Genomic DNA, 21,556 nt, shown 5'->3' on the forward strand with positions numbered 1-21,556 from the left:
CCCCTGTACGCCTACGCTAGCACGCAAAGGTCACCCGAAAACCAGAACCCGGCCACGCAAGAATGTGCGACGAAGTACCGCGATGACCGGCACAACCGGCCAGCTCAGCTGCCCGTCACCGCGTTGAAGCGTGCGGCGATGTAGTCGTCGGTGAAGCTGGTCATGCCGTATCCGCGGATGAAGCCGCAGTGGCCGCCGAAGTCGGCGATGTCGAGCTCCACGTTCGGCGGCAGCTGGAGTTTCTCGAAAGCGTCGACCGGGATCACCGGATCGTCGCGTGCGGTGAGGATGGTCGCAGGTATCTGCATCGCCAGCAGCGCATCGCCGGCCACCGAATAGCCGTCCAGATACTGTTGCAGCGACGGGAAGTCGGTATGCCGCAGCACCATCGCCTCGGTCAGGCCACGCAGGTTCTGCTTCAGCTCGGCCATCTCGAAATACTGGTGCTGCGGAAAGGCCTTCTGCTTGGCCTGCAGCGAGTGGCGCCACTTGCGCATGAAGTAGGCCTGGTAGAACCACGGCGCGGATTCCTCCAGCGAGAACAGGCCCTCGCCCGGATCGATGATCGGGCACACCGCCAGCACGTAGCTCAACGGAATGCCGACGCGCGAGGTCTGCAGCGCGGCACGCAGCGCGAAGTTGCCGCCCAGCGAGAACCCGGCCAGCGCCATCGGGCGCGCCGGCCAGCGCTGTGCGATGTCGCCCAGCGCATGCACCACCTCGTCGATGCGGCAGGAATGGAACAACGCCTCGTTGAGGCCGTGGCTGTCGCCGTGATCGCGGAAGTTCAGCCGGAAAACGTCCCAGCCGTCGGCGAGCAGGCGGCTGCCGGTCTGCAGCACATAGGTGGAGTCGACACTGCCTTCCCAGCCGTGGAACAGCACGGCGAGCCCGCGCGGCTGCGGCCGGATTTTCTGTGCGGTATGCGCGCCGGTAAGGCGCACGCCACCGCCACCGTCGACCACCACCGCCTCGGCACCCTGCAGCACGGCCTGTGCCGCGCTCGGCAGCAGCATGCGACGCACGCCACTGGAGGACAGCATGGTCTGGATGTGACCGCTGCGCAGCGGCCAGGGCGGCCGGAAGTCCTTTCCGCGCGGCAGGCTCATGCGTGGTCCTTGTTCGCCATGGCGTCCTGCAGCGCGGCGTCGATGCGTTCGCGCGCCTGCTCGGCCATGCGACGCCGCGCATCCGGGCTGGCCGGCACCGGCGTGAGGAAATGCACTTCGGCATCCATCGGCGCCTCGCCGAGCAGGCGCACGATGTTGCCCATGAAGCTCTCGTCTTCGCGGAAACCGGCGTCGATGATGCGCCGGCCACCGCGCGCGAAACGCAGCGCCACCGGCTGCACCGGTACCTCGGCATCCAGCGCGGCCTGGAAGATGCGCGCATGGAACACCTTGAGCACGCCGTTGTAGCCGGTGCCGCCTTCCGGGAACACCGCCACCGATCGGCCGTCGCGCAGCCGCTCGACCATCACCTGCATCACCGTGGACAGCGAGTGGTTGCTGCCGCGACGATGGAAGATGGTGCCGCCGTTGGCAGCCAGCCAGCCGACCAGCGGCCAGCTGGCGATCTCGGCCTTGGCCACGAAGCAGGCGGCGCGCTGGCTGTGCAGCATCTCGATGTCGATCCACGAGGTGTGGTTGGCCACAAACAGCACCGGGTCGGCCAATGGCTGGCCGACCCGTACCGAGCGCAGGCCGAAGATGCGCAGCAGCTTGGTCGACCACCAGCGAATCATCCGGTGCGCGAATGGCTCCTTGCCGTCCTTCATCACGACGTGCTGGTTCCAGCTGAGGATCAGCGAACACAGCAGGATGCCGAGCACGATGTGCAGCAGCAACAGCGGCACCCGCCACAGATAACGCAGCGGACGCCACAGGTCTCGATCGGGGACGGAAACAGTATCGGTGCTCATCAGTCCAGTAAGTTTAGCGTTAGTCGGGCTCCAGTTCGGCAGTACGCCAGCGCATTGATGGATTGCGCGTGCGCAGCGAACGTTTCAAACCTTGCGGCTGCCCTCGCCCGTGCTGGCCGGCATACGCGTCGGGGCACCTCGACGGCCTTGCGCATTCGGCGCCGGACCGTCGACGGCCCGACTGGGTTCAGCGCTCCAACTGGCCCAGCGGCAGCGACGGCGAACGCTTCACCGTGCGCAGCACGAAGCTGGAATTGACGTCTGCCACACCGGCGGCGTTTAGCAGATGATCGAGCAGGAAGCGCGAGAAATCCTGCAGGTCGGCCACGTACACGTGCAGCAGATAATCCATGTCGCCGGTCAGCGCATGGCAGGCCACCACCTCGTCCCAGCCATTGACGCGCTCGACGAAATGTTCGATCGCCTCGGCTTCGTGCTTGGTCAGCTGTACCCGCACAAAAGCCTGCAGGCCCAGGCCGACCGCCTGCGGATCGACCTGCGCGGCATAGCCGGTGATGATGCCATCCGCTTCCAGCCGTTGCAGCCGGCGCAGGCAGGCCGATGCGGACAGGCTGACCCGCTCGGCCAGTTCGGCGTTGGTGATGCGGCCCTCGCCCTGCAACACGGCGAGCAGGCGCAGGTCGATGCGATCAAGTGCAGTCATATGCAACAAACTTACATTTATGCAAGTTATTGCGCAATTACCATGCAATTCCTGCGCTGGGAACGGCAATAAAACAAGCTTCGTTCGCCTGTTCCCCCGTATGCTGTCGCCTGGAACATGCCTTTCACACCGGAGCCCACCATGGAAAACACCACGCCGCGCAAGGTCGAACACCAGCAGACCGATCGCGGTTACGTGCCGGTGTACGCCACCGGCGTGGTCGAGCAGCCATGGGACAGCTACAGCCAGACCGATCACGAAGTGTGGGACACCTTGTTCAAGCGCCAGCGCGAAATGCTGCCCGGCCGCGCGTGCAAGGAGTTCATGGCCGGTGTCGAGCGCTTCGGCCTCGGCGACGGCGGCATCCCGAAATTTGCCGAGCTCAACAAGGTGCTCGGCGCCGCCACCGGCTGGGAAGTGGTTGCGGTGGAAGGCCTGCTGCCGGACGAGGTGTTCTTCGACCACCTGGCCAATCGCCGCTTCCCGGTCAGCTGGTGGATCCGCAAACCCGACCAGCTCGACTACCTCAGCGAGCCGGACCTGTTCCACGACCTGTTCGGCCACGTGCCGCTGCTGCTGAACCCGGTGTTCGCCGACTACATGCAGGCCTATGGCCGCGGCGGCATGAAGGCCTTCGCGATCGGCCCCGAGGCACTGATGAACCTCACGCGGCTGTACTGGTACACGGTGGAATTCGGCCTGATCAACACCGACGAAGGCATGCGCATCTATGGCGCCGGCATCGTCAGCTCCAAGGGCGAGTCGATCTACTCGCTGGATTCGCCGTCACCGAACCGCATCGGCTTCGGCCTCGAGCGCGTGATGAGCACGCGCTACCGCATCGACACCTACCAGCAGACCTACTTCGTGATCGACAGCTTCGAGCAGTTGTTCGAGGCGACGCATCCGGACTTCACGCCGATCTACGCCAAGCTGCGCGAGCTGCCTGCACATGCCGCCGGTGATCTGCTCGATGACGAGTGCGTGTTCACGCGTGGCAATCGCGAGGGTTGGGCGACCAACGCGGATACCTGAGCGTCCATTTCAAACCGTGGAGCATGGAGGCCGGCCACGCGCCGGCCCTTTTGCATGCAAGGCGGTGTTTATCCGCGAACTGTGATTGTCCGTGTCGATGGCGGATTGCGCATATCCGGTGTCCGCCTTCGGCGGCGGTCTCCACCGGTCGGCGATCTCAGATGCGTGCCACCAGGCGACCGGATGAAATTGCAGTCAACAGCAGACATGTCCGGATCAGGACAATCACGATCGCCGCTCACTCTGTGCGAATCGCGACCACGGGCGGCACCTTGGCGGCATATCGTGCCGGTCCCCATACGGCCAGTTGACCGAGCAGCCACAACAGCAGCGCGCCCCACAGTGGCACGTACAGCGGCATGCGTGGCAATTCATAGACATCCATCAGGCCGAGATTCGCAAAGAACGCAAGCAACGCGCCGAGTACGATGCCGCCGCTGACGATCAGGAAATTCTCGGCGTGGAAGTAGCCAAGGATGTCGCCTGTCGTCGCGCCGAGCGAACGACGGATGCCGATCTGCTTGCGTCGCTGGCTGACCCAGAAACTGCTCAAGCCCACGATTCCGCCTGCGGTAGCCAGCAGCAGCAATCCGCTGAGGATGCTCATCAGCAACGCCACGCTACGATCGGCTGCATAAGCGCGCTCACGCTCCTGGGCCATGGTAACGACGCCTTCTTTCGGATCGATGATGCGTATGCCGCCACGTTCTTGCAGCGCCTTCAGTGTTGCAGCGATCACCGGTTTCATGGCGGTGGAGTCGGTACGCACCAGATACACGACACCCGCTGGATCCAGATAATGCGTCGGGACCAGCATCGTATAGCCATCTATGGATCTCGATTCTTTGAGTGGCCCCTGCAGGCTGGCGAGGATGCCGATGACGGCGGCAGGCCCATCCGGCAGGTATACCGTCTTGCCCAGGGCCGAACCCCCGGGAAACAGCTTGTCGGCAAGACTGCGGGTGACGATGATGCCTGGAGGAGACATCTTGTCGTTGGAGCCGATGGCGGTGATTTCATCGGGGCGAAAATTGCGACCCGCGACCAGCGATAGGCCCAGCGTATCGATCGCGTGCTCGTCGGAAGCATAGAACGTGGCCAATTGCGCACGTGTCTTCTGATCCGGTTCGAGCTTCAGTCTTGTGATGATATTGACGTTGTATCCCGCCAGCGGAAACCCCTGGCTGGAAAACGCGTCACGCACGCCCGCTACATGACGCAAGGTATCCAGGTCGGTGCGAATATTCGCATCGATCTGGGCCGCATTCTGACCCATCCTCCACCCGTTGCGGATAACGAAGATGTGGGCTTCGTCCGTTCCGGTGGGGCGAGACAGATGGACGATGCGCGTGGCCACGATAAACAGCGCATTGGATGCCACGGCAAGCGTCAGCGCCACCTGCAGGACGATGAGCAGGGTGGCCACCTTGTGTCGACCCAGTGCGCCAACGATCGGGCGCAGCTGCATGAATGTCCTGGTGAGGGCCATGAGAAGAGTCTCAACCGGTGATCTTGATTTGCCAGGCGGGCTGGGTCTGCGATGCGCGCCAGGTCGGGTACAGGGCGGAAACCACCGTGGCAGCCATGGCGAGCAGCACGGTCAGTGCCATCAGCGAGGTATCGGCATGCACGAGACGCGCAATGTTCGGCGCGAAAAGTCCGCCGGCACCCCAGACGCCCAGCAGGGTCAGCGCCACGCCGAGCAAGCCGCCGATGAAACCCATGGTGGCCGCCTCGATCAGGAACTGCCGGTAGATCGCCGATCGCGAAGCACCCAGGGCGCGGCGTATGCCGATTTCCGGCGCTCGCCGCATGAATCGGGCCAGCATGAGTCCGACGACGTTGAGCAGGACAATCAGCAGAAAACTGGCAGAGACCAGCATGGACAAGCTGGATGCCCTGGGCGTGACCTGCAAGTACGCTATCCAGCCCGTCAGATTGCGCAGGCGTACGTTGGGCCCCCACGAGAAGCGCCCGAGGCGTTGCTGCTCCCCGGCATAGTGGCGCAAGTATTCGCGGTAGCGATCCACGGCGGCGGGCGTCGCAAGCTCCACCCAGGCATCGATCCGGTCGCATTCACTGTGCAGGTAGGCATCCCAGTGGGATGTATCCGGTCGCGATGACGCCGTCGGGCAGTAAGAGAATGTGCTGTCCTTCTTCATATCGGTCGCGCGGGTGAATGGGATGTAGATATCCCCCGCGTCGTCGAACGCATAGACCGTTCCATGACTGCCGGCGTCAAAAAAGCGGGGTCGCGGGTTCCAGTCCTCCAGCACGCCGCCGATCCGGAAGAGTTGGCCATCCAGCCGGATCTCCTGCCCGACACTGTTTCGTCCGGCAAACAGCGTTTCGTTCAAGTGCCGACTGATGACCGCCACGGTGGCGTGCCGTGCATCGTCATCCGCCGTCCAACCACCGCCAAAGCGAAAGGGCACATCGAACATCGAGAAGAAGTCGGCGGTCACCGCATCGCCACCCAGCGACATGGCGGGGATCAATGGATTCTCCGGTTCCACTTGCCATGTTGCGGCATAGAGCAACGTCAGCCGGCTCGCCGTGCGTGCCCGCCACAGCGCCATCGCATCGATGTAGCTCAGCGTCTCGATGGGTTCGCCCTGATCGTTGTAGGACGGACCCACATTGTCGATCAGCGGCACGTAGAGCTGGGAAGACCTGGCGGGGAGTGGATCGCTCGTGGTCGCACGGAATACGGCATAGGACACCATGCAGGCCGACACCCCGAAAGCCAGCAGCACGATCACCAGCGCCGTCAAAGCCTTGCTTCGCGCGCCGCTTCGCAACGCCAACATAACGTAATACCCCCACATAGCGCTCCCCTGTGATGTCACTCGATCGTTGGAAGGTGCCCGGTCTGTCGATCTATCGAACGCCCTGTCGTCCATGTGGTCATCGCCCATGCGACGCCCACGCCAATGCCGGGCGCCATCAACGGAGTGAATGCCGGATTACGCTGAGTCTGCGCAGTGCGGGATCAAGTAGTAGCTGAGCCATGTAATGCCTCCCCGAAAACGGACGGTCGCGAATGTCGGCGGAGTCCGCCGTCGATGGCGAACATTGGCTATCTTAGGGAAGTACAAGAATCGCCGCCCGGGGAGCCGGACCGGCACCGGGCGAACAGTCGACCTGTTTCAAGGATGCATCCATGGCGGTGACCGGTATTCCAGTTCCACGCGCCATGCCTGGCCACCGTGGGAGCGCCATGCCGGCGATCGTGATTGCCGTGCTGTTCGGCGTGGCCCACATGTTGACCAACGGACGGTACGGCTTTCACCGGGACGAATGGCAATTCCTGAGCGATGCACAACATCTGGATTGGGGCTTCGTGCCTTACCCGCCCCTGACCGCTGCACTGGAGTACCTGGGCCTCAAGATGTTTGGCCTGTCACTCGTGGGCCTGCGGCTGTTTTCGGTGCTCGCGCAAGTCCTGGTGGTTCTCGCCAGCGGCCTCATGGCTCGCGATCTGGGGGGTGGACGGCGGGCACAGACTTTTGCGGCCCTCGCGGTAGCACTGTCGCCATTGCCGATGTTCTGGGCGACGGAATTCCAGTATTCCTCATTCGACCTGTTGTGGTGGGTGCTTATCGCCTGGTGCGTGATTCGCCTGGTGCGTGACGATGAGCCACGCTGGTGGGTGGCGATCGGCATACTCGCCGGCCTTGGCCTGCAGACCAAGTATTCGATCGCGTTCGAGCTGGCTGGAGTGCTGGTGGGAGTGCTGCTCACCGACGCGCGGCGACATGTCGCGAGTCGCTGGTTCTGGGCCGGCGGTGCCATCGCACTACTCCTGTTTGCCCCCAACCTCGTCTGGCTCATCCGGCACGACTTCGTGTCCTACCATTTCCTGCAAGGCATCCATGCGCGCGACGTGCATCAGGGGCGCGCGGACGGCTTCCTGCGCGATCAGTTCCTGGCTAATGCCAACCTGTTCGCCGTGCCTGTCTGGCTGGCTGGCTTGTTCGCCTGCTTCAACGACCGCCGCTATCGCATGCTTGCCTGGATGTACGTGGTGCCCGTGCTGCTGTTCCTGTTGGCCCACGGGCGTTTCTATTACACCGGCGGCGCTTACCCCATGCTGCTGGCCATGGGGTCCGTGGTGGGCGAGCGATGGTTGCGCACGCTGCGACCCAGTTGGCGTGTCGGGATTGCCACACTGGCCTTTGCGGGTGTCTTCGCCATCGGCATCTATGCGACGCTGCGCATCGTACCCATCGCATCAAGCGGTCCGTTGCGGGACTTTGCGCTCCGAAACAACGTTGACCTCCGCGAAGAAATCGGCTGGGACGAAATCGTCGCGCGAGTCGCCGCTATTCGTGATGCCTTGCCTGCCGAACAGCAGGCCAACCTGGGCATTGTCGTGGGCAACTACGGCGAGTACGGCGCCATTGCCCTGCTGGGCCAGCGCTATCATCTGCCCACACCCATCAGCGCCGTCAATTCCGGATGGCTGCGTGGCTATCCGCAGACACCTCCTGCCACATTCATCGTGCTGGGAAGTTCGCCCGAGCGCGCCAATGAGCTGTTCACTGGGTGCCGCCTTGCTGGCCACACGGCCAACGCTCTGGGCGTGGCCAATGAGGAAAGCCTGGATCACCCCGATATCTTTGTATGCGGCCCCACACGCAAGCCATGGAGCGAACTTTGGAAGCGCGGGCCGGAATTTGGCTAAGTTGTCGCGCGAACCGGCAGATGCCTGAGCGGATGCGTGCTGTTGGCGATGCCCGCCGTCGACCGCGGGCTTTAACGGCGTACCCATGCTTGCACCGAATGATTACTTCTTAACGCCTCGCGGTCCTGGCCCTTTTGGTGCAACGCTACGTACTTCATGCGCCCCGCACCGTCTGGAACAAATTCAACCTCGGCGTTCACGGCTTTCCAGAAAAGCCTGGCTTTCGATTCAGCGAAAATCGGAAGCTTCCGTCGATGCGTGGCTGCAATGACGCAGTGAAGCTTTTTCCCGCTCTCGATGCAGAAGTCCCGTGGGAAGCGGACGCCATATCGAGCGAGCCGGCGCGATCACCATCGCGACGTCCGGTCGAAGTCGCGATTGAGGTATCCATGATCGGCGCCTGCGCGCGACAGGGGACTGTCTAGCGTGGAACATCATCGACCCACGGTTTGATGACATTGATCCACAACAGATAGCCCTTGCGGTTCATGTGCAGGCCGTCCTCGCCGAACAGCTCGGGCTGTGGCCGACCGTCCTTGCCAAGGAGCGGCGTGAAGGCATCGAGATATGCCACGCCCTTCTGGGTCGCGGCATACGTGCGGACCAGCGCATTCGCCAGACGGATCTGGGGCAGCAGAACAGCGCGCGCCACGCTCGGTTTGATCGCGATGAAGGCGATCGGCACAGCGGGATCGATCGCACGCACCTTGCGCACGAAAGCAGCGAAATCGTCGCGTACCTGTTCCGGGCTGTGGCCTTCCTCCAAGTCGTTGTCGCCGGCGTACATGACGATGGCGCGGGCGTGGTATGGCGCCACGATGCGATCGGCGAAGAACGTCGAGTCGCTGATCACCGAACCGCCGAAGCCGCGGTTGATGACGCTCAATTCCGGAAAATCCGCGGCCAGCGATTTCCAGTGCTCGATCGACGAGCTGCCGATGAACAGGATCGAGCCGGGTGCCGGTGCATGTGCCCGGTCGGCCGCCTCGAAGGCGGCGATGGCCGGATTCCACTGCGCGTGATCGTTGCCGCGAGCGGTCGCGAACAGCGGCCACAGGAGCAGGAGCAGGAGCAGATGGCGCATGGTCTTCATCGACTCACCTTGAGCTCTAATCATCTGCAACGATCACGCATATGTTCGAGTCCGACCCGGGACTCAACCTGGCTTGCGCGCGGCGGGTGCGACCGGCACGGAACGCAGGATAGCAACGCATGGCTGTGCTTTCGAGCTCAGCTTCTGCATCCATGCCGTATCCTGCGCCCCTTGCTCGCCACGTGCATGCGCGAACATTGCCTGCCGCTCCTGCTTCGTCAGCGCGGAATAGATCAGTTCCGTAGTGCACCGGCAGAACGCCAGCCCCTTGTCGAAATTACGATAGCCCTTGTTCCAATAGCCCTTCACGCAACCCACTTCGACGTCGTTTCGTTGCTTCCTTGCACCCATATAGGCGTTCCGCGAATAGACGGCCAAAAGATAGGCATAGGCCCTTGGGGTAGTTGTCTTGATGTCTTGCGATCCGGAGATCATCTCATTGACCAGTGCCGTGCAAATCTCCGGTTTCAGTCTGATAGACAGCTCGGCAGCCGCGATCCCGGTCTGCATCATGGTTAGCATGGCTCGCGCCTGTGGAGCACCTGCATCTGCGCTGGCGATCATTTTCTGCGCCACCTGGAGCACATCGAAATTGTCGCCATGCCAGACATAGTCCATCATGCGAAAAGTGTCAGCCTGCTTGGACTGCCTCTCTTGGCATTCTTTCATTTCCGCCGTGAGGATGCTGGAATTTTCACACACCATGCCCGCAGCCTCATCGAGGCTGTCGGCGTCCAGCAAGGCCGTCCCCTGTGCTCTGGCTGCACCGTTGAATCCCATGCCGACCAAGAACGCCAACGACAATACTTTCAGGTTCACGAGTTTCATCAAGGCATCCACTGTCCATGGAAAGATGGCTTCGACAATATTTTGGGGCGGCATTTTGCGGAGCATCTCGCCCAAGCTTAGCCGTCGCCCCTGATATGCGCACAGGTCATGCTCCCGGCATCAATCGGCAGCGGCATCAAGGCCGGCCTTTGTCCCATCCGGCTTCGCTCGCCTGAGTTCGTTCACCTCCAGCACCTGCGTGACGCATGTGCCATCCCAGCGGTAAATCAGGTGTTGCGCCTGCGTGCATGGCGCTACCACGTCCGGCTGAAACGCGGCCAGGCATTCGCCGCCGCGATGACGCGCGCTGTCGTAGACGATGCCGTTGGAACCCGCGGCGCGCAGCTCGTTTGCCAGCATCACGCTGACGGCATAGCTGTGGGGATCATGCACCGAGGTCCAGCCGCCGCGGATGTCGTGCAGCTTGCTGTCAACGCTGGTTCGGTAGCAGCGCATCTCGATATCACAGGCCGGCTCGGCGGTGGCGGCAAGAAACTGCTCGCGGTGATACACGGTTTCTTCCACCGCAGTGGCGACGCTGTGCGCAGCGTAAAACACACCCCACGTACCGTCCGAGAAACGGCTTCCCCCGGGGTTGAGATGGGTGAACGCCGCCATCACCGGAGTGGAACCAGGCCCGCTGATGCGATGCTCCTTCGGCACCAGCTTCAGCGCGCCAGCCTCCTCGCGCAGGCGCGGATTGGTCAGCGCCTCGATCGCGAACACCGCATCGAGATCGGCTGGATCGACAATGCGGTCGAACACACCCACCGGCGGAAAGCGGCTGGGGACGATACGGTAGGCGCTGCTCCAGCGGATGCGCTTGATTGGCGGCAAAGCAGTCGGCATTGGATTTCCAGTGAACTGAATCCTTGCATCAAAAGTCCCGTGTCCGAAGTGGCGGCAAGAGCATCGAGATTTTCAGCGGCGATACCCCGACGCAGGCCAGGGCCGCTTCACGACGATAATGCAGGTCATCAATTCATCAATCTTGTGAAGAGCAGACAGTTCAACTGCCTGAAGCCATGACCAGCTTCGCTGTTGAAGATCCCCTCCGGCCTGCGCCGAAATGATCGCAGGCAACTCGTTTCTGCAGCGCACGTCCAGTAGCATTGCAGGCGCACGTCTCGCCGGCTGCGACCAACCGCTCAGGCCCGCTCAACCGCGCTGCGCATCCAGATACTGGCGCACCACGTAAAGGTCAGCGACATTGCCCGACAACATGCGTTCCAGTGCGGAGTGACCGCCGAACAGCGGCGCCAGATTCGGCTTGTGCAGCCATGCATCGGCCTGCGCCGGATCGGGAAACAGGATCTCCAACGATTTCCAGATGCCGAGCAGATAACTGATCCGCTCGATCGTGTCGCGAGCGAGCACCGCCTCGCGCTGACGCTTCCACTTGTAGAAGGTGGACTCTGGCGGATCGCCGAGCAGTTTGCGCTGGTCGGCTATGCGCAGTTTCCAGTACTCAGCCAGCTCGAAGAACGCGCGCAGTGCGGGACCGCCCAGCGCATCGGCGGGAGTGGTTTCGGGCAGCGGAAAGGCTGGCATACGAAACTCTCCATATGAAGTTAGATATTATTATGCTTTATGTGTAGAGCCTTGCGCAAATTTTCGCCACCTTCCGCGCCGACTCCCGGGATCTGCACCCCTGCCGATAGCAGAGATCGCCATGCGCCTGTCGAGCATCTCGCTTTCGCGATACCCGTGTTGAAACATGCGGCGGTGAAACAGGCCAGCTCTGACAGCATTGATCGAAGTGGCGTCGACTGGCGATGCGGCATGCATACAAGCATCAACCGCAAGGACCGACCTGCATCCAGCGCAACCCGAACTTGCCTGGATGCAGGCGCACGCAGACAACGTCAGCCTTGTCGACGGCCTCGTAATAGGCGTGCGGCACCGAGATGCGGTCCTCGTCGATGGTCTTGCTCCATGGCGCGAGATGGAGATAGTAAGTCGTGGTTTTTCCGTGACTGATGTCTTTGCCGGTGACAGCCGTCCGGAATACTTCGGGCTTGGCGCTATCCCACATGGCATCGGTCAGTGCCAGCAAGCCACAACCGTAAGCCATCATGAAAGGCAGCATGAGCAGGGGTAATGCCCAGGGCTTGGTCGTTGCCTTCGACGACGCTTTCGGCGCGGCGAAAACAGCCACGCACAGCGGCATGCCGAGTACGAAGCCCCACAGGAAGAGCTGTCTGAAGTCGATCAGCGTGACGTCAAGCAAGGCGCGCATGGCCAGCACCAACGGCGGCATGATCAGCAGCATGGCCAGATTCGGGCGCACGTCGCCTTTCTTGCCATCAAGCTGGAACAAGCCCGGTTTCGCCCAAGTCAGCACTACCGCAACCCACGGCAGCACGGCGGCACAGGCAATGATGGCGGCATAAGGCCTGGGATAGACAAAACTCCAGAACAGCAGACCCATCGGGAGCAGGTTGAGCACTTTGACCGCCTGCTTGGCTTTCTCCAGCGTGGCCAGGCGCTCTTGCGCACTGCTGCCGAGGGAGGCATCGCGCTCGACCATGGCCAATGCTTCGGCACGTTCCTGCGCATCGAGATCGGGCAATGCGTTGAACCAGGTGCTGAAGCGATCATCCAGTCCGAACGTCGAGCGCTCGATCGTGATGGACGCGCCTGTTCTCGGCACAATCACCGGGTAGCTGGCACTGCGTCCCTGGGTGATGCGGCGGCCGAGAATCTCCGATCGTTGCAGCCGTCGCGTGATGAACGCCTTGCGTATTTCGATGGCCTGCGCTTCCAGCGTCAAACTTCCCTGCATGGCGTAGGCAATGCAGTAGACCGAGACGGCCAGAAGGCATAGCGCTATGCCGCCGAGAAAAGCGTAGCCAATGGGATCAAAGCTTCCTTGCAGCAGGAACATCAGCAGCCCGACCCCGCAGGTGCCAAAGAACAACCCGAGTATCCAGGACGCAATTTGCGACCCTGTCGTCATCTTGTAGACCACGGGATAACGGATCTCGCTCTGCGGGTCATGCACCAACGCGCCTGACGCATCTCTCACACGTTCGTCTCCCTCTGTAGAACCGATGGCGGAAGCTTACGGCGCCTTGCCGTCCTTCGCACAGTCGCAGCCGTAGTCGGGCTCCGGACCACCCTCGGCGATGAAGCGGTCGATGCGCTGCTCCAGCACCGGCAGCGGCACCGAACCCGTGGACAGCACGGTGTCGTGGAAGTGGCGCAGGTCGAACTTCGCACCCAGTGCCTTTTCCGCCTTGGCGCGCAGGTCGAGGATCTTCAGGTAGCCCAGTTCGTACGACAGCGCCTGGCCGGGCCAGCTGATGTAGCGGTCAACTTCGTTGGCGATCTCGCGTGCGGACAACGCGGTATTGACGGTGAGGTAGTCGATCGACTGCTGGCGTGTCCAGCCCAGGTGGTGGATGCCGGTGTCGACCACCAGCCGGCAGGCGCGCCACATCTGGTAGGTGAGGAAGCCGAAGTGCTGGTACGGCGTCTGGTAGATGCCCATCTCGTTGCCGAGGTATTCCGAGTACAGGCCCCAGCCCTCGCCGTAGGCGGAGATGTAGCCGTTGCGGCGGAACGCGGGCTGGTCGTGGCTCTCGTCCGCCAGCTCCAGTTGCAGCGAGTGTCCGGGATAGGACTCGTGCAAGGTCAGCGCGGGCATGTTGTACAGGGCGCGCGACGGCAAGTCGTAGGTGTTGACCAGATAGACGTCAGGACCGCCGCGACCGGAGGTGTAGTACGGCGCGATGCCGGCCGGCACCGGTTCGATGGTGAAGCGCTCGCGCGGCAGATGGCCGAAGAACTTCGACATCTGGCCGTCCACTTGCTTGGCCACCCAGGCGCTACGCATCAACAGTTCGTCCGGCGTCTTCGCGTAGAACTGCGGGTCGCTGCGCAGGAACTGCAGGAATTCGGCGAAACTGCCCTTGAAGCCGGAGTCCTGCATCACCTCAAGCATCTGCGCGTGGATCTTCGCCACTTGATCCAGGCCGATCTGGTGGATCGCATCGGGGCTCAGGTCAAGCGTGGTGTACTCGTGGATCTGCTGGCGATAGAACGCCTTGCCGTCCGGCAACGCCTCGGCCGCCAGCGTGGTGCGCGCATGCGGCACGTAGTCGTTGCGGAAGAAGGTCAGCAGCTTCTCGTAGGCGGGGATCACGTTGTCGCGGATGCGCTGCAGCGCCTGGCCCTGCAGCGCCTGCGCCTGATCGGCCGGGATCGACGACGGCAACTGCTTGAACGGCGCGTAGAAGCTGCTCTGGGTCGGGTCCTTCAGTTCGGCCACCGCCGCGATCGACACATCACGACCCGTGAGCACTTCACGCGGCACGCTGAAGCCGCGCTGCAGCCCCGCGCGCATATTGGCGATCTGCTGGTCGAAATACGCGGGAATCTGGTTGAGGCGATCGAGGTACTTGCGATAGTCGTCGACAGTGCGCAGGTGGTCGCCGCCAAGGTCGTAGTCGATGTCGGACCAGAACGCCGAGTCGCTGTTGAACGGCATTTGCCAGTTCATGAACTTCTGGTCGGCCACGAAGTTGCCGATCTGCTCGCGATAGACCGCGTAATTGACCTGGTTGGCCGGCGACAGCTGCGCCACGTCGATGCCGTCGAGCTGCTTGAGCACGTGCTGCCAGTAATCCAGCCGCTGCTGCTGGCTGGCCGCGTCGACATCGTCGAGCCGGCCGTTGTTCGGCTGCGACTCGCCGGATGCGCTGACCCCGGCCTGGCCGGTGCGCCAGGCCCATTCGGCGCTGTAGACCTGCTTGAAATGCGCGTCGGCATCCTGCGCGGCCCATGCCGGAGCAGCCAGGACCAGTGTGCCCAGTGCCAGCCATTGCATGCCCATCATGATCTTCACTGCTGAGATATCCCCGTCGTTGGCGGTGCGGGAGCGACCGCCTTGGCGGCATCTTCCACGCTCCAGAAGTCGAGCGCCTGTGGCATAAGCTGGGGCAAGGCGGCCCGCAGCAGCAACTCGCGCACGTTGTCTTTCAATCTTGCCACGCGCAACGGGATGTCACGCGCGCTCAGCCAGGTCGCGAAATCCGCCAGCGCCTCCAGCGCGGTGCTGTCCAGATCGGGCGATTCCTCCAGGCTGAGCACCACGACATGGCTGCCGGGATGGCTTTCCACCTGCTGTCGCGCCAGCGCCAGCACCGATTCCGCATTGGCGAAGAACAGCGGCTCCTCCGGTCGCAGGATCAGCTGGCCTGGCGGCGGCTGCGCGGTCGGATGCTCCGCGATGTCGACGAAATCATGGCTGCCGGGCAGCTGGCCGAGCACGCTTAGGCGCGGCGTGGCGAGCTGGCGCAGCAGCATCACCAGGCTGAACGCGATCGCCACCAGCAGGCCGTTGAGGATGCCGAGCGCGAGTACCGCAAGCACCGCGGCGAGCGCCACCAGGCGGTCGCGCTTCCATTGCAGGTAGGGCCGGAACACCGACAACCGCCACGACTTGCTCACCGCATGGATCACGATCGCCGCCAGCACCGGCTCGGGGATGCGTTCGATCCAGCGCAGCAGCAGCAACACCAGCAGCAGCACGCTGGCCGCGGCGACCAGGCCCGCCAGTCGCGAACGCGCACCGGCCGCTTCGTTCGCCGAGGTGCCGGAATAGCCCGCACCGAGCGGCATGCCGTGCAACAGCCCCGACAGTACGTTCGCCACGCCGATCACCAGCAGGTCGCGATTGGCTTCGACCGGATCGCCGTGCTTCAGCGCGAACGCGCGGATCGAACCGTACGACTCGGCGTACAGCACCAGCAGCAGCGCGGCGGCCAGCTCGATGCTGGGCAGCCACTGGCTGCTGGTCGGCCACGTCGGCAACGACCAATCCGGCATCAGCTTGATCGCGCCGGTCAGCGTCACGCCGTGCTGCGCCAACCAGCCGGAGGCGGCCACGCCCAGCACGATCGCCAGCAGGCTGCCGGGCAAGCGGCGCACCCGCTCGGACAGGAACAGCAGCAGCAAGGCGACTACACCGGCGCCCATCGTGGCCGGCTGGATCCGGCCGAACGATTCGAGCAGCGTCGTGAGCAACAGCGGCACGAAATCGCCATGCAGGGCCGGCAGACCGCACAGGTTCGGCAGCTGCTTCAGCGCGATCACGCAGGCCAGGCCGAAAGTGAAACCGCGCAGCACCGGTCGCGCGATGAGATGGGACAGGCCGCCGAGACGCGCCACCCCGGCGATCAGGAAACAGCCACCGGTCAGCAGCACCAGGGTTGCGGCCACCACCGCACGTGCAGCTCCCGCGGGACCTGCCAGGGCGAGGCTTCCGGCCGCCAGCACGGCCGCCGAGGATGAGGTGGCCGAAACGATCGCGTAGCGGCTGCGCCCGAGCAGCCCGTAGCAGAACAGACCGACCAGCAGGGCGATCACACCGGCCTGCGGCGGCAGGCCGGCAATGCCCGAGTACGCCACCGCCTCGGGCAGCAGCAGGCCGGCGATCGACAACCCGGCCAGCACATCCACCCCGGGCGTGGAGTCCGACGACGTGGCCGCGACCGTGCGCGCGTTCATTCGATCGTTCCGCTCCAGCCCGGCAGATACGCCGTGTCATGGCTATGCGCCAGCAGCAGCGCCTGTTGCAGCACCTTCGGCGTGACCTTGCCGCCCGGCAGCTTGAGATGGACGCGATAGTATTGCGCCCACAGGAATTCCGCGTACGGAATGGCGTCCTTGGCGCAGCCGCCGGCCATGCGCACCCGCGCGGCAAGCGTGCGGTAGGGATCGTCGGCCATGTCGGCAAGACGGGTCGGGATGGCCGTGTAGTCAGTGCGGGTGCCGTGCTGGTCGTACGGATGCGCCCAGCGGTTGAACTCCATCGTGCGCCAGAACATGTCCTGCGACAGCCAGGAAAAGTCGCGCTGGATCATCACCGGCACGCTCTTCACGCCCTCTTCCAGCAAGGCCAGGCCGAGGTGATGGTGGTCGACGATGTAGACCTGCTGCTTCGGCCCCAGCACGCCGGGGAACCAGTGCGATTCGAGCAGTTCGCGACGCTTCTTCTTGCCGAGCTTTTTCCACTCCGCGCGCTTCTCCGCGACTTCGGTCTTGCCGACCGTCAACTGGGTCGGTCGCAACTTGCCCGGGGCGATCGACAGCAGCGGGTGGTGGACAACTGACGACATGGCGCGACTCCTTCGGACAGACGCAGTGCTGCCGAGCGTACCCGAGCCGGCTCGGGGATGGGGCCCTTTGTCACACGCAATTTTCTGCGACGCCGGACTATTCCATGCCGGCGTAGTAGCCGCGCATCGCCAGCAGGTAGGCGTCCAGGTTGCGGCCGTCCAGTTCGTCGAATACCTCGCCGGTTTCGTCGAGCCCGTCGATGCGGTCGGGACGGAAATTGCGGAAATCCTCACGCAGCCGACACCATGTGCCGAGCGTCCACTTGCCGCCCCAGAACGCCAGGCACAGCGGCTCGACCTCGCGCGCGCTGATGTTGCCCGCCTCGTCGCGATAGGCCAGCCGCAAGACCTGGCGCGCCTCGATCGCCGCATGCAGCCGGTCGATCCGCGCCGCGAATGCCAGCTTGTACTCGTCGCGCCAGATCGGTGCGTAGATGCGCGTGCGCGCCGAACGCTCGCGCAGTTCCGGCGGCAACACCGCCTCGATCTTCATCAACGCGGTCTGCGCGCCTTCGGCCAGCTTGGCGCCGGCGAACGCGCGCACGAAGCGCGTGCCGACCACCAGCGATTCGAGTTCGTCGGCGGTGAACATCAGCGGCGGGATGTCCGAGCCCTTGCGCAGCACATAGCCGACGCCGGCTTCGCCCTCGATCGGCACGCCGGAAAGCTGCAGGTCGGCCACGTCGCGATAGATCGTGCGCAGGGAAACACCCAGCGTCTCGGCCAGCTGGCGCGCCTGCAACGCCGTGCGCCGTCCGCGCAGGGCGTTGATGATGAGGAACAGGCGATCGGCGCGACGCATCCGCACATCATCGCCGAGCCGGCTGATGGCGAACAGCGCCGAACGTCACGCCTGTCGCGACCCATGACATCAAATCCATCCAGTTCAGGCCGCCTGCGCAGCCGCCAGTTCGGCATCCGCGGCCGCGGCGCGCTGCATCGCCGGTCGCGCGAGTATGCGATCGATATAGGCGCGGATCACCGGCAGTTCCGGCACCAGCTTGAACATCGTGGTCCAGTTCAGCGCGGTGCCCCACAGCACGTCAGCCGCGCTGAAGGTGTCGCCGAGCAGGTACGGCCCCTGCTCCAGTTGGTCGGTGAGTGTCTTCAGCATCGTGTCGAAATCGCCGTACGGGCAGGTCGAAGGTGCCGCCGGCTCGCGCTTCATCGACCTGTCGACCAGCGCCGGCTCGAAGCACGAGCCGTAGAACACCAGCCAGCGCAGGTACGGGCCACGCAAGGGATCGCCGATCGGCGGCGCCAGCCTCGCCTCGGGGTAGAGGTCGGCGAGGTACATGAACACCGCCGGCTGTTCGGTGATCAAGGCGTCGCCGTGGCGGATCGCCGGCACCTTGCCCATCGGATTGATCGCGAGGTATTCAGGCTGGCGCTGCTGGCCGTGCTTGAAGTTCAGCACGTGCAGGTCGAATGGCACGCCGAGTTCCTCCAGCAGCGCGCGGGTACCGCCGGAGCGGCTGTTCGGGGCGTGGAAGAACGTGACTTTCGGGCCCATGGCGATTCCTCGTGACGGTGATCCAGTGGTGTGGCGATCAAAGATGCCGTGTCTCCGCTGGCGGTGACTGCCAGTTGTTGGCGCGGCCGTCAGCGTAGTGCAGTGGCGCATCGATCAGCTCCTGTGGCTCGACATCATCGAGGCAGGCCAGATTCACGCTGTAGAAGTCGCCGCCGAGCACATCCAGATGGCCGCGGCCGAACGGACGCACGCCGCAGTGACGGCAGAACAGGTGATGCATGCTGTTCGAGCCGAACTGGTAGTCGGACAGCGCATCCTCTCCCGACAGCAGACGGAACGCATCCGGTTTCACGATCACGCCCCACGAACGCGTCTTGGTGCAGATCGAGCAATTGCAACGGCCGGTGCCGGCGGCGAGATCGATCGTCGCTTCGACACGCACCGCACCGCAATGACAGCTGCCGCGATAGGTCTTGTTCATGACTTGCCCTGCTTGAAGAAGTTGCCGTGATACAGACCCGCCAATGCAGCCAGCAGCAGGCGCCGGCGGGGTGGGCCGGCAGGCGCCGATTCCGGTCGATCGTCAGGAACCCTTTCGGCCGGCCACCGGTACTGTCCATCCATCAGCAGACCGCGCAGACGAAGCGGCCGGTAGGCAATCATGGTCCGTTGCAGAATCGGATTCATGCAGCTGTCCTCATGCCGCAACCAGGGTTTCACCCACGCACCACGGCGGCAGCTGGGCATGCTTGAACAGCCGGTACCAATGCTCGCGGTCGCTGGGGCTGTAAAGATCCAGCGTGTGGATCACCTCGCGGGCAAACTCCACGCTGCCGAGGTGGCTGGCGGTGATCGTGCCGCCGTCGCTGACCGCCAGCACCTCGCTGTCGTACTGCCGGGCGCCGGCATAGCCAGGTACCTGGCTGGCAATCTGGCCGGACCAGTTGCCGGTGTGCCGGCAATCGTCGAGCAGGCCGGCGCGGGCCAGCGCCAGCACGCCGCTGTCGATGGCGGCCACCGGCGCACCGGCCGCATGTACGTCGCGGATGGCGGTCACCGCCGGCTCGCCTTCGCCACGCAGCCACAGATGGCCACCGGGCACGATCAGCAGTGCCGCACGCTGGCAGTCCAGCTGCGCCAGCGCCAGCTCTGGCTGCACGGTGAGGCCACCCATCGACGTCACCGCTGCCGGCGTGAAACCCACCGCCTGCACCCGCCAGTCGCCGGGGCGGCGGATCTCGCACAGGGCCAGCGCGGCCTGCCAGTCGGCAAAGCCATCGAACACCAGGAAATAAACCGTATCGCGCATGTCGCATCCCTCCGCTGTGGAGGATCAGCATGCCCAGCCCCTGCTGCCAACGTAGTGTCAGCAATGGGTCTTTCTTGCTCGTCGTTCCGGCCCCGGCCGGAACCGCACTTGCCATGCGGCAGCCCATCCAAAACCCCTCCCTTATGAAATGCGGCAACCGGATGGCCAGCTTTGCCGTCGGGAAGCGATGCCCGGCTTCGCTGTTGAAGAGCCCTTCCGGCCTTCGCCGGAATGACGTCCCCTGCTGGTGGCGGCTCCCGCCATCGCTGGCGCCGTTCAGCCGCAGCCGGGACAATAGGCGCTCTTTCTGCCACGGACCCGACATGAAGCCCATCTCGCTGATCCAGTTCCTGATCGAGGAACGCCGCGCCGGTCACATCAATGCCGAGCTTTCGCTGTTGATCGAAGTGGTCGCGCGCGCCTGCAAGCGCATCGCGGTCGCCACCAACAAGGGAGCGCTCGGCGGCGTGCTCGGCATGGCCGGCAGCGACGATGCGCTGAGCATGAACATCCAGGGCGAGGCGCAGAAGAAACTGGACGTGATCTCCAACGAGATCCTGCTGGAAGCGAACGCGTGGGGCGGTCACCTCGCCGCCTGCGCCTCCGAGGAGATGGAAGACCCGCAGCAGATCCCGGACGGCTATCCGAAGGGCAACCACCTGCTGCTGTTCGATCCGCTGGACGGCAGCTCGAACATCGACGTGAACATCTCGGTCGGTACCATCTTCTCGGTGCTGCGCTGCCCGGACGACGTGACCGAGCCGAAGGCCGAGCACTTCCTGCAGCCGGGCACCACCCAGCTCGCCGCCGGCTACGTGGTGTACGGCCCGGCCACCGTGCTGGTGCTGACCTTCGGCCACGGCACGCATGAGTTCACGCTGGACCGCGAAGTCGGCAGCTTCATCCTGAGCCGCCGCGACGTGAAGATCCCCGAAGAGACCGCCGAGTTCGCCATCAACATGTCGAACCAGCGCCACTGGCAAGCGCCGATGCAGCGTTATATCGGCGAGTTGCTGGCCGGCCGGGAAGGTCCGCGCGGCAAGGACTTCAACATGCGCTGGGTCGCCTCGATGGTGGCCGACGTGCACCGCATCGTGACCCGCGGCGGCGTGTTCTATTACCCGCTCGACGCGAAGATCCTCAAGCAGGGCGGCAAGCTGCGCCTGATGTACGAGGCGAACCCGATGGCCTTCATCATCGAGCAGGCCGGCGGTGCGGCGACCACCGGACGCGAGCGCATCATGGAACTGCAGCCGGCCGGACTGCACCAGCGCGTGCCGGTGTTCCTCGGTTCGAAGAAGGAGGTCGAGGTGGCCACGCATTACCACCTGGAAGCCGACGGCGCGCAGGGCTGAAACAGCGCTGCCCCCTGTCCCCAGCGCAGGGGAAGAAGCCAGTCCGCGCAAGAGCGTTGCCTGTCC

At 63.9% G+C, this 21,556-nt stretch carries 21 protein-coding genes; 3 read left to right on the plus strand and 18 right to left on the minus strand.

Features of this window, described 5'->3' with window-relative positions; translation table 11 throughout:
• Positions 1-104 precede the first annotated feature (104 nt).
• The 3 genes from B0E46_RS12380 to B0E46_RS12390 form a co-directional block, all read right to left on the minus strand.
• On the minus strand, positions 105-1,109 hold the full coding sequence (locus B0E46_RS12380) for an alpha/beta fold hydrolase (RefSeq protein ID WP_077556100.1): 1,005 nt from the start codon (positions 1,107-1,109) through the stop codon (positions 105-107).
• A complete protein-coding gene (locus tag B0E46_RS12385) occupies positions 1,106-1,921 on the minus strand; it encodes a lysophospholipid acyltransferase family protein (RefSeq protein WP_077556101.1) in 816 nt (271 codons plus the stop codon). Before B0E46_RS12385 ends, B0E46_RS12380 begins: the two co-directional genes overlap by 4 nt.
• 187 nt (positions 1,922-2,108) lie before the next feature.
• Positions 2,109-2,585, minus strand: coding sequence for an Lrp/AsnC family transcriptional regulator (locus B0E46_RS12390; RefSeq protein ID WP_077556102.1), 477 nt, complete (start codon positions 2,583-2,585; stop codon positions 2,109-2,111).
• Between the two features lie 141 nt (positions 2,586-2,726).
• Here B0E46_RS12390 and phhA point away from each other — a divergent pair, with 141 nt between their 5' ends.
• Complete coding sequence (gene phhA, locus B0E46_RS12395) at positions 2,727-3,620, plus strand: phenylalanine 4-monooxygenase (RefSeq protein ID WP_077556103.1); 894 nt, start codon at positions 2,727-2,729, stop codon at positions 3,618-3,620.
• Positions 3,621-3,858: 238 nt separating this feature from the next.
• Here phhA and B0E46_RS12400 read toward each other — a convergent pair whose 3' ends face one another.
• Together B0E46_RS12400 and B0E46_RS12405 are read right to left on the minus strand one after the other, a co-directional pair.
• Positions 3,859-5,088, minus strand: coding sequence for an FtsX-like permease family protein (locus B0E46_RS12400; RefSeq protein WP_139350529.1), 1,230 nt, complete (start codon positions 5,086-5,088; stop codon positions 3,859-3,861).
• Between the two features lie 31 nt (positions 5,089-5,119).
• Complete coding sequence (locus B0E46_RS12405; RefSeq protein ID WP_077556105.1) at positions 5,120-6,448, minus strand: ABC transporter permease; 1,329 nt, start codon at positions 6,446-6,448, stop codon at positions 5,120-5,122.
• 335 nt (positions 6,449-6,783) lie between these two features.
• Here B0E46_RS12405 and B0E46_RS12410 point away from each other — a divergent pair, with 335 nt between their 5' ends.
• Positions 6,784-8,307, plus strand: a complete 1,524-nt coding sequence (locus B0E46_RS12410) for a glycosyltransferase family 39 protein (RefSeq protein WP_077556106.1) — start codon at positions 6,784-6,786, stop codon at positions 8,305-8,307.
• Positions 8,308-8,728: 421 nt separating this feature from the next.
• Here the strand turns inward: B0E46_RS12410 and B0E46_RS12415 are convergent, their stop codons facing one another.
• The 13 genes from B0E46_RS12415 to B0E46_RS12475 all read right to left on the minus strand — a co-directional run bounded on the left by B0E46_RS12415 (position 8,729) and on the right by B0E46_RS12475 (position 20,135).
• Positions 8,729-9,391: an SGNH/GDSL hydrolase family protein gene (locus B0E46_RS12415; protein WP_254425155.1), complete on the minus strand. Its 663-nt coding sequence runs from the start codon at positions 9,389-9,391 to the stop codon at positions 8,729-8,731.
• A 72-nt stretch (positions 9,392-9,463) separates the two neighbouring features.
• Entirely contained in the window at positions 9,464-10,228 is a 765-nt protein-coding gene (locus B0E46_RS12420; protein WP_168171200.1) for a hypothetical protein, read from the minus strand.
• 120 nt (positions 10,229-10,348) lie between these two features.
• Complete coding sequence (locus B0E46_RS12425; RefSeq protein ID WP_077556109.1) at positions 10,349-11,077, minus strand: RES family NAD+ phosphorylase; 729 nt, start codon at positions 11,075-11,077, stop codon at positions 10,349-10,351.
• 309 nt (positions 11,078-11,386) lie between these two features.
• Positions 11,387-11,779 (minus strand): MbcA/ParS/Xre antitoxin family protein, encoded by a 393-nt coding sequence (locus B0E46_RS12430; protein ID WP_077556110.1) that lies wholly within the window; start codon positions 11,777-11,779, stop codon positions 11,387-11,389.
• 244 nt (positions 11,780-12,023) lie between these two features.
• On the minus strand, positions 12,024-13,232 hold the full coding sequence (locus B0E46_RS12435; RefSeq protein ID WP_139350530.1) for a hypothetical protein: 1,209 nt from the start codon (positions 13,230-13,232) through the stop codon (positions 12,024-12,026).
• A gap of 60 nt (positions 13,233-13,292) precedes the next feature.
• Positions 13,293-15,059: a DUF885 family protein gene (locus tag B0E46_RS12440; RefSeq protein ID WP_254425157.1), complete on the minus strand. Its 1,767-nt coding sequence runs from the start codon at positions 15,057-15,059 to the stop codon at positions 13,293-13,295.
• Positions 15,060-15,073: 14 nt separating this feature from the next.
• Positions 15,074-16,741, minus strand: a complete 1,668-nt coding sequence (locus B0E46_RS12445) for a SulP family inorganic anion transporter (protein WP_077556112.1) — start codon at positions 16,739-16,741, stop codon at positions 15,074-15,076.
• Positions 16,738-17,352, minus strand: coding sequence for a ParB-like protein (locus B0E46_RS12450; protein ID WP_077556113.1), 615 nt, complete (start codon positions 17,350-17,352; stop codon positions 16,738-16,740). Before B0E46_RS12450 ends, B0E46_RS12445 begins: the two co-directional genes overlap by 4 nt.
• Positions 17,353-17,449: 97 nt before the next feature.
• The gene (locus B0E46_RS12455) at positions 17,450-18,154 is read right to left on the minus strand and encodes a YafY family protein (protein ID WP_077556114.1); all 705 of its coding nucleotides are present in this window, start codon (positions 18,152-18,154) and stop codon (positions 17,450-17,452) included.
• A gap of 84 nt (positions 18,155-18,238) precedes the next feature.
• Complete coding sequence (locus B0E46_RS12460) at positions 18,239-18,865, minus strand: glutathione S-transferase family protein (protein WP_077556115.1); 627 nt, start codon at positions 18,863-18,865, stop codon at positions 18,239-18,241.
• A 37-nt stretch (positions 18,866-18,902) separates the two neighbouring features.
• Positions 18,903-19,307: a GFA family protein gene (locus B0E46_RS12465; protein ID WP_077556116.1), complete on the minus strand. Its 405-nt coding sequence runs from the start codon at positions 19,305-19,307 to the stop codon at positions 18,903-18,905.
• Complete coding sequence (locus B0E46_RS12470; protein ID WP_077556195.1) at positions 19,304-19,513, minus strand: hypothetical protein; 210 nt, start codon at positions 19,511-19,513, stop codon at positions 19,304-19,306. The genes B0E46_RS12465 and B0E46_RS12470 overlap by 4 nt, the downstream gene beginning before the upstream one ends.
• A gap of 10 nt (positions 19,514-19,523) precedes the next feature.
• A complete protein-coding gene (locus B0E46_RS12475; protein WP_077556117.1) occupies positions 19,524-20,135 on the minus strand; it encodes a DJ-1/PfpI family protein in 612 nt (203 codons plus the stop codon).
• Between the two features lie 323 nt (positions 20,136-20,458).
• On the opposite strand from B0E46_RS12475, the gene B0E46_RS12480 reads away from it, so the two are divergent.
• A complete protein-coding gene (locus B0E46_RS12480; protein ID WP_077556118.1) occupies positions 20,459-21,490 on the plus strand; it encodes a class 1 fructose-bisphosphatase in 1,032 nt (343 codons plus the stop codon).
• Positions 21,491-21,556: the final 66 nt, after the last annotated feature.

Origin of the sequence: Rhodanobacter sp. B04, from assembly GCF_002001125.1 — a bacterium.
Lineage (GTDB): Bacteria > Pseudomonadota > Gammaproteobacteria > Xanthomonadales > Rhodanobacteraceae > Rhodanobacter.